General features: G+C 56.5%; 13 protein-coding genes. 2 read left to right on the forward strand and 11 right to left on the reverse strand.

The window, feature by feature from the left end; all coding sequences use genetic code 11:
* Positions 1-31 precede the first annotated feature (31 nt).
* The 7 genes from IEY52_RS22270 to IEY52_RS22300 form a co-directional block, all read right to left on the reverse strand.
* Positions 32-1,042, reverse strand: coding sequence for a vWA domain-containing protein (locus tag IEY52_RS22270; RefSeq protein WP_189007276.1), 1,011 nt, complete (start codon positions 1,040-1,042; stop codon positions 32-34).
* Positions 1,043-1,492: 450 nt separating this feature from the next.
* A complete protein-coding gene (locus IEY52_RS22275; protein ID WP_189007280.1) occupies positions 1,493-2,323 on the reverse strand; it encodes a sugar ABC transporter permease in 831 nt (276 codons plus the stop codon).
* Positions 2,320-3,249 carry a carbohydrate ABC transporter permease gene (locus tag IEY52_RS22280; protein ID WP_189007282.1) on the reverse strand — a complete coding sequence of 310 codons (930 nt, stop codon included), beginning with the start codon at positions 3,247-3,249 and terminating at the stop codon, positions 2,320-2,322. The genes IEY52_RS22275 and IEY52_RS22280 overlap by 4 nt, the downstream gene beginning before the upstream one ends.
* A 48-nt stretch (positions 3,250-3,297) precedes the next feature.
* Positions 3,298-4,467, reverse strand: coding sequence for a sugar ABC transporter substrate-binding protein (locus IEY52_RS22285; RefSeq protein ID WP_189007285.1), 1,170 nt, complete (start codon positions 4,465-4,467; stop codon positions 3,298-3,300).
* A gap of 366 nt (positions 4,468-4,833) precedes the next feature.
* Positions 4,834-6,120, reverse strand: coding sequence for an alpha-amylase family glycosyl hydrolase (locus IEY52_RS22290; RefSeq protein ID WP_189007287.1), 1,287 nt, complete (start codon positions 6,118-6,120; stop codon positions 4,834-4,836).
* The gene (malZ, locus tag IEY52_RS22295; protein ID WP_189007290.1) at positions 6,117-7,874 is read right to left on the reverse strand and encodes a maltodextrin glucosidase; all 1,758 of its coding nucleotides are present in this window, start codon (positions 7,872-7,874) and stop codon (positions 6,117-6,119) included. Before malZ ends, IEY52_RS22290 begins: the two co-directional genes overlap by 4 nt.
* Before the next feature lie 14 nt (positions 7,875-7,888).
* Positions 7,889-8,890 carry a LacI family DNA-binding transcriptional regulator gene (locus IEY52_RS22300; RefSeq protein ID WP_189007292.1) on the reverse strand — a complete coding sequence of 334 codons (1,002 nt, stop codon included), beginning with the start codon at positions 8,888-8,890 and terminating at the stop codon, positions 7,889-7,891.
* Between the two features lie 371 nt (positions 8,891-9,261).
* Between IEY52_RS22300 and IEY52_RS22305 the strand changes: the two genes are divergently transcribed.
* Positions 9,262-9,846, forward strand: a complete 585-nt coding sequence (locus IEY52_RS22305) for a hypothetical protein (protein ID WP_189007295.1) — start codon at positions 9,262-9,264, stop codon at positions 9,844-9,846.
* Between the two features lie 19 nt (positions 9,847-9,865).
* Here IEY52_RS22305 and ssb read toward each other — a convergent pair whose 3' ends face one another.
* Both ssb and IEY52_RS22315 read right to left on the reverse strand, forming a co-directional pair.
* Positions 9,866-10,594, reverse strand: a complete 729-nt coding sequence (gene ssb / locus IEY52_RS22310; RefSeq protein ID WP_229684919.1) for a single-stranded DNA-binding protein — start codon at positions 10,592-10,594, stop codon at positions 9,866-9,868.
* A gap of 78 nt (positions 10,595-10,672) precedes the next feature.
* Positions 10,673-10,978 carry a hypothetical protein gene (locus IEY52_RS22315; RefSeq protein WP_189007298.1) on the reverse strand — a complete coding sequence of 102 codons (306 nt, stop codon included), beginning with the start codon at positions 10,976-10,978 and terminating at the stop codon, positions 10,673-10,675.
* Positions 10,979-11,131: 153 nt separating this feature from the next.
* Between IEY52_RS22315 and IEY52_RS22320 the strand changes: the two genes are divergently transcribed.
* Entirely contained in the window at positions 11,132-11,518 is a 387-nt protein-coding gene (locus IEY52_RS22320; protein ID WP_229684918.1) for a cupin domain-containing protein, read from the forward strand.
* Between the two features lie 54 nt (positions 11,519-11,572).
* Here IEY52_RS22320 and IEY52_RS22325 read toward each other — a convergent pair whose 3' ends face one another.
* Positions 11,573-13,654, reverse strand: a complete 2,082-nt coding sequence (locus tag IEY52_RS22325; protein ID WP_189007300.1) for an alpha-galactosidase — start codon at positions 13,652-13,654, stop codon at positions 11,573-11,575.
* Between the two features lie 159 nt (positions 13,655-13,813).
* Positions 13,814-14,815 (reverse strand): L-glyceraldehyde 3-phosphate reductase, encoded by a 1,002-nt coding sequence (mgrA, locus tag IEY52_RS22330; protein WP_189007301.1) that lies wholly within the window; start codon positions 14,813-14,815, stop codon positions 13,814-13,816.
* Between the last annotated feature and the right edge of the window lie 210 nt (positions 14,816-15,025).

Below are 15,025 nucleotides of genomic sequence, written 5' to 3' on the forward strand. Positions count from 1 at the left end.
GGGTTGCAGTACAGCAAGGTGTTTAAAGGGTTTACAGGAAGGTCACCGCGTAAGGGGCCACAAACTGGCCTCCGTTCATGTTGACCGTGAGGGTGCCTTTGATTTCGGTGCCAGCGGCAGGCAGTTTCCCCTTGACCTTGAACACCACCTGCAGGCAGGCATAAGCCTGGCTCTGGTTGAAGGCTTTGTCAAACAGGTCTTTCAGGCCAGCAGCCTCGCTCACCTTGGAGTACAGGCCCCCTGTCATGGTGGCGGCTTTCTGCATGTCCGCCTCGTCGATGCCGTTGGCATCCAGACCCACCATGAACAGCTTGACGTTGGCTTTCTGGGCAGCGGCAATGGCCGTGTCCACATCCATGCCTCCGTTGGCATTTCCATCTGTGAGCACCAGGGCAATCTTGTTTTTGCCTGTGGCCTTGCTGAGCAGGTCGGTGGCCTGGTCGGTGGCTTCCCACAGGGGGGTTCCACCTGAAGCTCTGGTGGCATCTGCAATGGCGGTGTTCAGCAGGGTTTTGTCCGAGGTGAAGGTCTGGTACACGTGCAGGTCATCGTAAGGGTCCTGGCCTCCCGCCCCGAAATTGGCCACTGCCACCTGATCGCTGCTGGTGGTGCGGGCCACGAATTGCTGGGCAGCTTCTTTGCGTTTCTTCTCCGGGTCGGTGCTGCCCATGGATCCACTGGCGTCCAGCACCACAGCACAGGTCAGCGGGCCTCCTGCAGAGGTGTATTGCCCACAAATGCTGGCCGTGTAGGTGAAGTCCTGGGGGTTGTTGCTGTCCGGGTTGCCGGTGACTTCTGACACCTGCACGGTGAAGCTGTCCACCTTGCCGCTCAGGATCACTTTTCCTGCACCATCCAGGGCACTGATGTTGAATTTGACGGTGTCTTTGTGGGCAGCATCAATGGTGTAACCGTTGACCGTGCCTGTTTTGGGCGGGGTGACCACAGCGGTGGTGGGACCACAGGCACTGAGCAGCAGACCCAGGGTACATAGGGCCAGCATCGCATGGTGTTTTGCAGTTTTCACAGGTTGAATCATCATCACAGCCTCCATCAAAGGTTTTTCATTTTTCATTGCACCTTGTTCAATGCACAGTTCACTGCACACTGCTGCAAGTCTGACCTTGATGGGCCAGACTTTTTCAGGCAGCTCAGGAATCATAACTGTGAAAATCAGATGGGATCCAGTTTTCATCACAGCCCACCAGCAGACCTTTTCTGCTTTTCGAGGTCAGCCTGTGCTGGTTCTCATGGAAAGATTTGTTACAAAACCTTTACAGAACAGGCTTTCTTTTTCTGGCATCTCTTGCAGGAAACCTCAAAATGTACGTCAGATGAAAAATCCATCAAGGTTTGATCTAAGAAGGTTTGAGCTAAGTTTGATCTGCAGGGATTGCCTCTGGAACTGCCAAACAGAAACAGGAGGCAAAGTTGCCCCCTGCACTTCCCATGTTTTTTCCTGTGTTTTCTTCCTGTGTTCTGATGTTGGGTTTTATTCCTTCACGCCGCCCATGGTGAGGCCCGAAACCAGGTACTTCTCAAACCTCAGGAACATCACCGTGATGGGCAGGGCAATGACCACGCTCATGGCAGCAAATTCCGACCAGGAGGTGGTGAATTGACCCAGCATCCCGTACAGACGCATCGCCAGTGAGTACATCTCCTCTGTCGAAAGCAGGGAGTACGCCAGGATGAATTCTGTCCAGCCCAGGTTGAAGCCCATCAGGGCCGTGATGGCCAGGGCAGGCAAAGAAAGCGGCAGCACGATCCTCAGAAAAGTCTGGCCCTGGGTGGCCCCGTCAATGAAGGCGGCTTCTTCCAGTGCTCTGGGGATGGTGTCAAAGTAGCTTTTCAAAATGGCAATGGTGAAAGGCAGGGTGCCTGCAGCGTAGGCCAGAATCATGCCCTGGTAGCTGTTAAGCAAATGGAACTTCAGGAACATCACGTACAGCGGAATCAGGGTCAGCACCCCTGGAAAGGCCTGCAGCAAAATGAAACTGCGGTTGATGGTGGTGCGGCCCCGGAATTTCATTCTGGACAGCGCGTAAGCAGCACTGGTCCCCACCACCAGCGAGAACAGGGCGGTCCCGCCTGCGTAGATCACGCTGTTCATCAGATCCCGCAGAAACGTCGGGGTGAAGATCACGCTGTAGTTCTCAAAAGTGGGATGGCGGGGAATCAGTTGCAGTTGCCCGGCCACGATGCTGTCTTTGTCTGAGAGGCTCACGCTGAGCACCAGTGCAATGGGCGCGGCAAAAAAGACCACAGCGACAATCAGCACCAGGTAGGTCACGGTCATGCCAAAATGCGATGAGCGGTTCACTCGGGCACCTGCTCTTTTGTGACCCGCATGTAGAACAACACCAGCAGCAAGAGCATCAGGAACACCACCACACTGAAAGCTGCAGCCAGCGAGTAATCGAAGTTGCTGGTGCTGCCTGCCCCGAAAGCGATGCGGTACAGGTAAGTCACCACCAGATCTGTGGAGCCGTAAGGTCCGCCTCCGGTCAGCAGGTACACCGCATTGAAGTTGTTGAAGGTCCAGATCAGGCCCAGGATCACCGAGGGGGCCATCATCGGCCACATCATGGGGATGCTGATGCGGGTGATCTGTTGCAAGGTACTGGCTCCATCAATTTCAGCAGATTCGTACATCTCCCTGGGAATGCTCTGCAGGGCACCGGAAGCCACCATCATCATGTAGGGCACACCCAGCCAGACGTTCACAATCACGGTGGCCCAGTAAGCTGCGCTGGGGTCTTGCAACCAGGACACCGGGGCGATGTGCAGGACCTTCAGGAAGGTGTTGAAGTACCCGAAGTCGTAATTGAAGATCAGGTTTTTCCAGGCCAGCACGGTGATGTAACTGGGAACCGCCCAGGGCAGGATCAGGAGTGCCTTGAACAGTTTGCGGAACTTCAGACCGGGGCGTTGCAACAGCAAAGCCAGCCCAATGCCCACCAGCACGTGCAGCAGCACATTGATGAAGGTCCAGCCGATGGTACGCACCACAATGCGGTAAAAATCGCTGCCAGTGTCGATGAACTCACGGAAGTTTTTCAGGCCCACGAATTCATAGCTGGTGAGGGTGGCCAGGCTGATGTTGTAGAAAGCCATCCAGATGCCGTAAGCAATCGGGAAGAAGGTCAGGGCAATCAGCATCACGGTGGCCGGAGCCATGAAGGGAAAAGCTGCCCAGCTGGATTTGCGGGGGGTTTTCTGTGGGGGGTTCTGGGTCACGTTCAGCATGGGTGGGAGGGGACAGGCACCACAATGGCCTGCCCCCCTCCTCCTTTCTTACTTCTGGATGGCTTTCTGCACGCGGTCCACCAGACCCTGTGCAGCAGCGCTGGGGGCCTGGTTGCCGAACAGCACGCGCTCCACGGCTTCCTTGGCGGGATCCCAGATCTGACCGAATTCGGCAGCTTTGCCCATGGGGATGGCATTCTTGGCCTGTTTGCTGAAGCCCAGCACGGTTTTGTTCTTCTTCACATCTGCGTTGTTGTAGGAAAGCTTGTTGGCGGGCAGCATGCCGGTTTCGGTGGCCCAGTAGGCTTCACTGCCCGCGCTGGTCAGGAACTTCAGGAAGTCTGCACTGGCTTTGGCGTTTTTGGACTGGCTGGAGATGTAGTACAGTTTCACGCCCATGAAAGCTTTGGGGGATTTGCCGTTCACTTTGGGCAGAGGGGCCATCTCAAAGGGCACGCCGTCGTTCTCGAAGCCTGCGATGCCCCAGGGTCCGGTGATCACCATGGCGGCTTTGCCTTGCTTGAACAGCGCCATGGCCTGATCGTGGCTGGGTTCTTTGGGCATGATGCCGGAGGTCTGGAAGGTCTTGAGCTGGTTTAATAAGCCCGTGAATTCGTTCACGCCCACCTGGAATTCGCCAGTGTCGCTGAAGAGGGGTTTCTCAGACACGGCAGAGAGCCATGCGTAGCTGTAATAGAAGTTGGCGATGTCGTAGATGAAGCCGTAGCTGCTGTCTTTGGTGAACTTCTTGGCGGTGCTGATCAGTTGCTCCACGGTTCTGGGTGGGGTTTTGACCAGTTTGGGGTTGTAGATCAGGGTGGTGGTTTCATAGCTCTGTGGGAAGCCCCAGAGCTTGCCTTTGAAGCTCACCGCGTCGATGGTGGAGGCGAGGTAATCGCTCTTTTTGATGTAGCTGTCCACGGGCAAAACCAGGTTGCTGCTGGAGTTGATGCCGATGCCGTCGTGCACGCCCAGGAACATGTCAGGTCCCTGCCCTGCGGGGATGGCCAGGGAGACTTTTTTCTGCAGTTCAGCGAAAGGCACAAAGAGCAGGTTGATTTTGATGTCGGGGTGGGCTCTGGTGTAGTCGGCGGTGAGCTTTTTGAGCACCACCTCGTCGTTGCCACCCATGGGGTGCCAGAAGGTGAGGGTGGTTTCGGCGAAAGCGGTGCTGGCGAGAAGGGAAAGGCTGGTCAGGGCAATGCGGATGTGTTTCATGGGTCTCTCCTGGTGTTGGGGGGGCTTGTGTTTGGAAGGGTTTGAAAAGTGGGGAGGGAGCGGTTGAGGTGCATCGAGCACTGCAGTGCGGAAAGCCTTGAAGCGACTGAAACAGTGTTGGTAACGTTACCCGAAAGCAGAAATGGAGATGGGAAGCACTTTTCTGGTGTTCCCGCTCGGAATTTCTTGAAGGGGTGGGTTTGCCTGGTGGGAAAGGGTGATTTGGTATCGTTACCAATTTATTCCGATTCACCAAAAAAGCCTATCCTTTGCATTCTTCCTGCCCTGGTATCGTTGTAAGATGCTTCATTGTGGCTCCTGAACATTCCAATGTCAAGGGTCCTGCCCCTGCAACCGCACCCTTCCTCACTGTGACGCAGGCAAAAGGATCTGGGCCTCACCGGGCTGCAACACCCAGCTCATCCCCTGGAAAGTCTTTCCAGACAGCTGGTCCACTGCATTCTGTGGGTCTTTGAAGTTCACAGTCTGGGGTTCGGCAGCGAAATTGATCAGCACCGTGACTTTCTGCTCCGGGGTGAAGCGCTCAAAAGCAGCCACATTTCTGGACTGAGCAGAAATCGTTTTCAAGGCACCAGATTGCAGGGCAGGAAGCTTGCTGCGGGTGGAAAGCAACTTCTGGTAAAACGCATGGAGGTCGCTGTTTCCCTGGTTCCACAGCACGGGATCGGGGTCAAACAAATTCGGACGGTGGTCGATGCCCCACTCCTGGCCAGCATAAATCAGCGGCACACCGGGCTCTGTGAGCAGCAAGGCCGCCACAGCCTTCTTCTGAAAGTCCTCTTTGAGCTTGCTGGCGATGCGGTCCTGGTCGTGGTTCTCCAGGTAGCGCAACTTGGGAACGTTCCCCTGATCAGCCTGGTAATTGAAGAAGCTGTTGGCAGAACTCAGGCCACTCACGGCAGCAACCGCCTTGCTCATGCCCACCCAGTCGTAAGACAGATCAAACGCGCGGTCATGGAAGGCCTCATCGCCGGTTTCGGCCAGCAGCAAAAACTGCGGGTTGATGGCTTTCATGTGGGTGCGGAACTTCTGCCAGAAGGCCAGCGGCAACCCGTCAGAGTAATCTGCCCGGAAGCCGTCCACACCCAGGTTTGCCCAGAACTCCCCAATGGAAATCAGGTGCTGCTGTGTGTCTTCTCGGGTGGAATCCAGACCGGCCACATCCTGCCATTCGGGTCTGGGAGGGAGGATCTGACCGCTGGCATCGTGTTTGTAGAACTCCGGATGCTCGGTGATCAGCTTGTTGTCCCAGGAGGTGTGGTTGAGCACCAGATCGATGACCACCTTCAGGCCCAGGCTGTGCGCTTTTTCCAGGTAAGCCTTGAAGTCGTCCAGGGAACCCAGGTTCGGGTCCACATTCTGGTAATCCCGGATGGAGAAAGGGCTTCCCAGCACCCCGATGCGCTTGATTTTCCCGGTGGGGTAGAAGGGCAGCAGGTAAAGGGTGTTCACCCCGAGGTCTCTGGCCTGCTGCAGGGTTTCAGTGGCCGCCTCGAAGGTACCGTCTCCGGTGTGGTTTCTGATGAACACCTGATATACGGTGGCGCTTGAAAGCCAGTCGGGTGGGGGAAGCACCTCGGCCTGCGCTGTCAGGGACAGCAGAAGCGTCAGTGCAACCAGTTGCTTTTTCATGCTTGCTCCTTTCTGAGGACCACCACGCCCGGACCGGGCAAAGTGACCATTTGGATGAGGTTCTGCTGGGTGATCAGGTTCTGCCAGTGACCCTCCAGAGGAAGTTCCAGCGGCGCTTCACGGGTGAGGGCCACCCGAATGCACTCCTGGCCCAGACGGCGCTCGAAGACCAGATGGTCGCCTCTGGCGTGCAGGATTCGGAAAGAACCTTCCTGCAAAGCACGCTGGGTTTTGCGCAGGCGGATCAGTTGCTGGTACCAGTCAAAAAGCCCATGCTGCCAGCGCTGGGGATCTCCCCAGGGCATGGTGCGGCGGCAATCCGGGTCGTTCTCCCCTTCCATGCCGATTTCGTCTCCGTAATAGATGCAGGGCACCCCGATGAAGGTCAAAAGCAATGCCGCAGCAATTTTCTGTTTTTCCAGATCTGCACACACGGTGGCGAAACGTTCGGTGTCATGGGAGCCCAGCAAATTCAACTGGGCAAGTTGCTGCCGGAAAGGCAACTGGCTGAGGTTGCGGTTCAAAGCTTCTGCATACTGAGCAGCGTCCACACTGGCAGGGTGGTTGCGGTGGTCCCGTCCGGCCAGGAAAGCCCAGGTGGGCCAGGTGAACCCGTGGTAGTTCATGGTGGCGTCTTCCACGCCGCCCTGCAACCACCAGGTGGCATCATAAAAGTGCTCACCAAAAATGTAGGCTTCGGGGTGGGTGTCGCGGGCCGCCTGCCAGACTTCGGAGAGGATCTGGCGGTTGTCCCTGTCGGTGCCGTCTTTGCCCAGCATGGGGGCCACATCCAGCCGCCAGCCATCGATCCCGTAAGGGGCTTTCAGCCAGTGGCGAACCACACTGTCCGGACGGCCATAAATCTGCGCCTGCACCTCCGGGTGGTTGAAATCCAGTTTGGGCAGGGTGGTGACCCCGGCCCAGCCCAGGTAATCTTCGGGGCGCTCTCCGGTGTAGGTGAAGTAGGCCCGGCTGCTGCCGTTCTGGAAAGCGCCTGCTTCCGGGTACACCCCGGCCCGGTTCATCCAGGGGTGGTGGTCCCCGATGTGGTTGAAAACTCCATCCAGCACAATGCGGATGTCTGAGAGGTGCAACTGCTGAACCAGACCTGCAAATTCCTCGTTGCTGCCAAACTGCGGATCGATCTGGTGGTAATCCTGGGTGTCATACTTGTGGCTGGAAGGGCTGTGAAAAATCGGGTTGAGGTACAGCGCATTGACCCCGAGGTCCTGCAGGTAAGGGATTTTCTGCCGGATGCCTTCCAGGTCCCCACCGTAAATTTCCCGGTGGCCCTGGCCTTTTTGGGGCAAATCGCTCCAGTTTTTGTGGATGATGGGATCTCCGTGGTAGTCGTGGCCTGGAAGCGCACGGTCCTGATGCCCCCGGCAAAACCGGTCCGGGAAAATCTGGTAGAACACCCGCGAATGCACCCATTCGGGAGGCTGCTGGGCAGAAAAACTGAAATCCTGACCGAATGCAGGAGGGGTGAAACTGACCCCACCCTGGTTGTACCAGACCACCCGTCCACCCAGAATGAGTTTGAAACGGTAGTGGGTTTTCTGGTGCTGCTGGATGGGAAGAATTCCAGACCAGCAGTTTTCTTGCCCGGCCTGCAGGGAATCCAGGCGTTCATCGCCACCCGGATAGGACACCACCCAGCCCTGCTCCAGGTTTGGAGGCGCTTCCAGCCTGACCCTGGCGTGGGGTCCTTCACGGATCAAAAAGTGCGGGGTGCCGTCGTGATACAGGTTCATGCAGGTCTGTCCTTTCAGGGGTGCGTCCATAGGCGGGACGACTGGCGGATTTTCAGGGTGGGGGTGAGCACGGTGCTCTGCAGGGTGTAAACTTCCCCTCTGAGTTGCTGGATCACGTGCCTTGCGGCCATCTCCCCCATCTGCTCGATGGGCTGTTTGATGCTGGTCAGGCTCTCGGTTGCAGCAAAAGGATGGTCGTCAAAACCAATCACCCGGCATTCCAGGTGCCTTTCTTGCAGGTGCCGTTTCACACCCAGGGCCAGCGTGTCTGCCAGACAAAGAAATTGGCAGGGTCCGGGATGCTGTTCCAGCCACAGTCGGGCAGCCTGACGGCCCCCTTCGGTGCCAAGTTCATCCACCAGCAGGGTGCCTGCCAGGGTGCGGCCCTGTTCCTGCAAACCCTGCTGGATGCCCTCCATGCGCTCCTCAAACACCGGACTGGCAAAAGGTCCTGCCTCGTCCTGCCTGAGGCCGATGAGCACAATCGGTTCCCGGTTGAGCAGCAGGTGCTGGGCCGCCAGTTTTCCCGCCTGATGGTTGTGGATGGAAAAACTGTGGTAGTGCTGGTGGTGGGTGTCCACCAGGGTGATGGGTTTCCTGAACGGCACCTCGTGGTTGGCGTAGAGTTTGTCTGGATCCAGGGAAGCCAGAATCAAGGCGTCTCCATGGTAAGGCAGGCTGGTGGGGTCCTGGTATTTCTTGACCCGAAAGCCACCCACCAGGGGAAAGAGGGCCATGTCGTATCCAGCTTCATCAAAAACGGGTTCCATGCTGTGCAGCAGGCGGTGGTAAAAATCGGTGTCGATCATGGGCAGGATCACGCTGATGGTGCGGGTCTTGCCTGCCCGCAGGGACTGGGCTTTGGGGTCGGGGCGAAATCCAGTTTCTTCCAGGGCATGCAGGACTTTCTCCTTCAGGTGGGGTTTGACCTGGGGGTTGCCGTTCAGCACCCGTGACACGGTGGCTGCAGACACACCTGCCAGGCTGGCAAGGGTGTGGATGTTGTGCTTGTTCATCCTGCTCCTCAACTGTGGTGGTGCGCTTGATGTCAAGGTAGCACAATCAGAAACCGATTTCTAGAGGGTGACACAAGAAAAGAAACAGACAACGAAAATTTGCCATTACGGAGGTCTGGCATGAAAAAGTCTCTTTCAGACGAAAAATTCTTGTTCCGTTTTGCACAAAGCAAGAGATCAATCCCGACATCCAGAAATCCATTCCAGAGAAAAAAGCGCTTTTAGCAAAGGATTTTCTCATTGTCTAGAATAAATTGGTAAGCTTACCAATGTTGTTGCACCGACCAAACCCAAAAAAGCTGCAGTGCTGCTCTCTCTGGAAACCCAGGCACAAGCCCGTTCAACAGCAGGTTCTGCCTGCCCTGCAACAGGTGATGCACCTGCTGGAAGCCCCTGGACCTGTGGCATTGCAGGTGATCACTTTTGTGGGAAATTTTGAAGCAAACCCCTTTGTGGTTCCCCAGGAAGACCTCACCTTTCTGGCTTTGCCCATCGAGGTTCCACTGGAGCTTTACCAGATCCTGCTCCCCCATGAGCTCACCCATGTGGTGCACCATTCATTCGGAAAGCTGACCCCGAGCTGGGAGCGCAGCATTGCTCAGGTGGTGCTGGAAGAGGGACTGGCCACGCGGGTCAGCCAGCAGCTTTTCCCTGGCCAGCCCGAGACCCGTTACATTGAAATGCAACAGTCTCCAGGGTGGCTTGCCCGGTGTCGGGAACAATCTGCCGAAATCTTTGCAGGCATCTTGCCTTTTCTGTCAGAGGATCAATCTGAAGTGGTCTTCCAGTTCACCATGGGACAGGGCACCACAGCCCTGGAACGCGAAGCCTATTTTGTGGGCTGGGAGCTGGTGGGCAGGCTTTTGCAGGATGGCAGGTCCTTTGCTGAACTGGCCCGCATTCCAGCAGAAGACCTTCCCAGATTTGTGCGCACCCACCTGCAAAAGTTGCTGTGAATTCAGCTGGAACTGCCTGTCACTTTCTGGGTTTTTTGCCCTTCTGAAGAGGCTTCTGTCTGGCCACCTGAATCCGTTCCAGCTGGCTGGCCTCCACACGGGTGGCGGTGTGCTGTTCTCCCTTGCGGTCGGTCCACTGGTCGATTTTCAGGCGACCCTGCACCCGCAGCACATCCCCCTCGCTGTACTGCCCCATGCCTTTTGCCACTTCACGCCAGGCCACGCACTCAAACTGGTGGTAGGTGTCGTTGGGAAGACCATCCACATCGGTGTAGGTTTCCATCACCACCAGCGGGAAATGCAGCAGGGGGGTGCCGGCAGAGGTGGACCTGGGGTCGGGGGTGCGCAGGAGTTTCCCCTGCAAAACCACCTCATTCACCCCGCCTTTCAACCGGACATTGCCCTCCTGATCGGTGGTGAAGCGGGCATCTGGAAGCTCAATTCGTTCCACACTGCTGGCCCGGATTCGGGTGACAGAGGCTTTCTGGCCGTTTCCCAGTTTCCAGGTGTGCTGCTCCAGATGGCCTTCGATGGACAGCACCTGTCCCTTGCTGTACTTTTCCACCGCGGTGCGGGCCGCAGGTCCGGTGAGCAAAACCCCATGCATCCAGGGAAGGATGCGTTCTCCGGCAGGACCCTGAACTTTTTCCTCTCCAGACAGAAGGAGTTCACAGCTGGGTCTGCCGCCTGTGGAAAGCTGCAATTCGGGATCTCTGGTCAGGCTTCCAACCAGCCTGATGGTGTGCACGTTGTTCAAAAAGACCTCTTTCTGCCTTCAGCATAGGGTCTTGACCTGCACAACACCAGTCCTGTTTCTGAACGGCGCTCAAAAAGACAGCTGTCCAGAATCCAGCACCTGCTGCCCCTGTGTCTGGATCTGCGGATAAAGCCGTTCAAATTCACTCAGGGCTTCTTCCAGAGAAGCAGCCTGCCTGTCCAGCAGGATCCTTTCCCCCTGCGGGTCCAGCACCTGTACCCCATAACGGATGCTGTTTCCAGGATGGGTGGGAGATCCGGTCTGGTAAAAAAAGGCGATCTGGGACGCACCACCCTGATACACAGGAAGTCGAAAAAAACCTTCATGGGAGCTGCTCCAGGCAGTTTCCAGCCGGATGTTTTCAATCTGGGTCATGCTGCCATTGTGGCACTGCTGGACTTTTTGTTTTTTGTGATTTGCTTCAATCCTCTGGAGGGCTGCAACAACCCGCAACCTGCAACCCCTCTCTTTTGCCCTGCCCTCCCTCGTCTAAAATGGAACAGGCTTGCACCCCGAAAGGAAAACCCCATGACCGACACACCCCTGAAAAAAGTGAATTTGCAGGAGAAATTCAGCCAGATTTCCGACCACTGGAACCCTCGCGTGGTGGGGGAATGGTCCGGCCAGCAGGTGAAACTCGCCAAATTCAAAGGCCAGTTTGACTGGCACTTCCACGAAAACGAAGACGAGGTGTTTCTGGTGGTGCGTGGCGTGATGCGCATGGGCCTGCGCGACCCCGATGAACGCGAAGTGCTGGTGGAGGAAGGTGAATTCCTGATCGTGCCAAAAGGCGTTCACCACTGCCCTGCTGCCCACACCGAGGAAACCTGGGTGATGATGCTGGAGCCCGCCACCACCCTGAACACCGGAAACCTGCAAAACGAACGCACCCGGAATACGCTGGAACACCTGTAGATCAGAACAAGGCTGAAGGAAAACATCCTCCAGCCCTTCTGGATTGTTGAGGGTTCACTCCACCCGTCTGAGCAGCAGCACCTGGCTCTGGAAATCCTGCAGTTTCACGTCCAGGCCGCGTTCCATCCAGGCCAGACCGGAACGCACCTCATCTCCAAGCTGGTAGGTTCCCCGGGGGTCCAGACCCTGCAGCTTGAGGGTAGGCGCAGGCTGGTAGTAGCGGGACACATGGGTTTTGAAGGTGAACACCACGCTTTCCCGCTGGTCCTGAGAAACGTACTGCACAGCGGAAATCGGGTGCTGGCTGGGGGAACGCAGCCGGTAAAGGTCTCCCTGATGGATGATGTGCCGGATCCCTTTGTACTGCTGGATCAGGTTTGCTGCTTCTGTTTTTTCCGCTTCAGACCAGTGCAGGATGTGCCCGCCAATTCCCAGCACCCCGCACATGGCAGCATGGAATCGAAACTCCAGCGAGAAGCGGTCCTTGCCCCAGTCGGTGGCCCAGGCTTCCATGGTGTTTGCCGGGTACACCAGAGAATAGCCTTCCTGAATCTGCAGTCTTGCTGCCGGGTCGGTGCAGTCGCTGATCCAGGCCTGATCTGCAATCCTGAGCATGCCTGCGTCTGCACGGCCTCCTCCACCAGAGCAGGTTTGCCAGACCACAGCAGGGTGTTTTTCCCGCAGGGTGCCCCACACCCGGTAGAGTCCCTGCACGTGCCGCACCCACAGTTCTTTCGGGTTGCCCGCAAAAGAGGGCCAGCCTGGTTCTGAAACGTAACGGTTGAAATCCCACTTGATGAAGGAAATGTCGTGTTTGCTCAGCAGGTCGTCCAGCAGGGCAATCAGGTGGTCCTGCACGTCCGTTCTGCCCAGATTCAGGATCAGCTGGTTTCGGGCTTCGTTGCGTGCTCTGCCTTCAAAGTGGTACACCCAGTCGGGGTGCGCTCTGTACAGGGTGCTGTTGGGGTTGACCATTTCCGGCTCCACCCACAGTCCGAAATCCATCCCCAGACCTTTGACTTTTTCAATCAGGGGGTTCAGGCCATCCGGGAATTTCTGTGCATCGGGCCACCAGTCTCCCAGTGCGGCAGTGTCCTGGTGACGGCCCTGAAACCAGCCGTCGTCCATCACGAAGAGTTCAATGCCCATTCTCGCAGCCACTTCTGCAAGTGCAGATTGGCCTTCCACGGTGACATCGAAGGTGGTGGCTTCCCAGGAGTTGTAGAGCACTTTGCGGGTGAGGCCAGGATGGGGAAGTTGACCGCGCAGGTGCTGGTGGAGGTTCCTGCTGGCTGCTCCAAATCCCTGATTGGTGTATCCGGCAAGGCTGGTGGGGGTTTCAAAGCTTTCTCCGGGTTTTAAAGTCCACTCGAAATCCCAGTCGTTCACCCCGAGCAGAAGGCGGGTCTGGTGGGCGTTGGTTTTTTCAGCCACCAGTTTGAAGTTTCCACTCCAGGCGAGCAGCCCGAACCAGACTTCCCCGTGGGTTTCGCTGGCGGTTTCATCTGCACGGTCCACAGCAAAAAACGGGTGGTGCAGGTGGCTGGTGGTGAGGGTGCGGCTTTCCAGAATTTTGCTGCCTTCCTGCAAAACATCTTTCTGGATGCGAAATTCATCCAGCCACTGGCCCGAAAGGTGGGTCAGGCAGTAGGTCTCCCCTGCAGGCAAATGCCACATTGCAGAGAAGACACGTTCGATGGTGAGCGTCTGGCTTCCGGTGTTTTTCAGGGTGGTCCAGCGCTCGATCAGGTCTGCCTGTTCATCGATGCGGTAATGCAACGTGACTTGCAGGCCAGTCAGGTCGTCCTGCAGAACGATTTCCAGAATATGACCGTTCAAATGGCTGTCCACAAAAGACAACACGCTGTCCCGGATGCCCTGCTCCGTGCTGATTTTGATGGCAGGCTCTGCGTACCTGAGGCCTCCATATGCCTGAAATTCCTCCTGGCTCAGGTGGGGTGGGTTCACAAAAGACACTTCGGACTGGGGAACTTCTGCAGCCGGGTAATCTGCAGCTCTGGGGAGTTTCACACCCCAGTAGCGGTGCACCAGCAGTCCAGCAGCGTTGATTCCAAAAGCGTAGGCGGTGTTCCGGGTTTCCAGAATCCAGCCCTGAGGGGTGTGCAAAATGGGCATGTTCTCTCTCCAGATGCTTCAAAGGGAGGCCCTATTGATCTACGCAAAAACAAGGGCAGGTGATCTGACCATCTGAACCGTTCTATTCGCTTTGCTCAGCAAAAAGAACTTGCAGTTCTTTTTGCGAACATCAATAAAGCCTCCCCGAAAAAGTGCGGTTTACTGTTGCAGGATGCCTTCGATGGTCTGCAGTTCTTCTGCGGTAAAAGTCAGGTTGTCCAGTGCACCCACTGCGTCTGTGACCTGCTCGGGACGGCTGGCCCCGATCAGTGCAGAAGTGACTTCGCTGTGCCGCAGCACCCAGGCCAGTGCCACCTGCGCCAGGGTCTGACCACGCTCTTTTGCGAACTGGTTCAGCTGGAAAATCTGCTCCAGACGCTTTTCAGAGATGTGCTCCGGACGCAGGAAGTGGGCACGGGCAGCACGGGAATCTTCGGGGATGCCCTTCAGGTATTTGTCGGTCAGCATGCCCTGGGCCAGTGGGGAAAACACGATGCTGCCAATCCCTTCATCCCTGAGGGCTTCCAGCAGGCCCTCTTCAATCCAGCGGTTGAACATGCTGTAAGACGGCTGGTGAATCACAAAAGGGGTGCCCAGGCTTTTCAGGATGTGGGAGGCCTGGCGGGTCTGCTCGGGTTTGTAGTTGGAAATCCCCACGTACAGCGCACGCCCACTGCGCACGATGTGGTCCAGGGCACGCATGGTTTCTTCCAGAGGGGTTTCAGGGTCGGGGCGGTGGTGGTAGAAGATGTCCACATAATCCAGACCCATGCGTTTCAAACTCTGGTCCAGGCTGGCAATCAAATACTTTCTGGACCCGAAGTTGCCGTAAGGCCCTTCCCACATGTCGTATCCAGCTTTGGTGGCAATGATGAGTTCATCACGGTAAGGCCTGAAATCCGAGGCCAGAACGCGGCCAAAGTTCTCCTCGGCACTGCCTGGAGGGGGGCCGTAGTTGTTGGCAAGGTCAAAGTGGGTGATGCCCAGATCGAAACTGGTGCGCAGGATCTTGCGTCCAGTTTCCAGGCGGTCCACCCCACCAAAGTTGTGCCAGAGGCCCAGGGAGATGCGGGGCAGCAGCAGGCCACTGCGGCCCAGCCTTGCGTACTTCATGTGTGCATAACGGTTTTCTGCCGCCAGATAATGGTCTGGTTTGTTCATGCTTGAAGCTTAACAGGATTTTTGCCAGAGGCTGAAGGGGAACAGGGCGCAATGGTATAGATCAAAGCCATCAGGCTTAATGGAAAATTTCTTGCACCAGAAACAGAATTTTCAATTTTCAAATTTTCAAAACGAAGGACTTCCCGAAAAAATTTTCAAAACTTCATGCTGGGCAGCAGGCAGGATGCAGGCCCTTTTCTCTTGCTTGAC

Origin of the sequence: Deinococcus roseus (assembly GCF_014646895.1) — a bacterium.
GTDB lineage: Bacteria > Deinococcota > Deinococci > Deinococcales > Deinococcaceae > Deinococcus_C > Deinococcus_C roseus.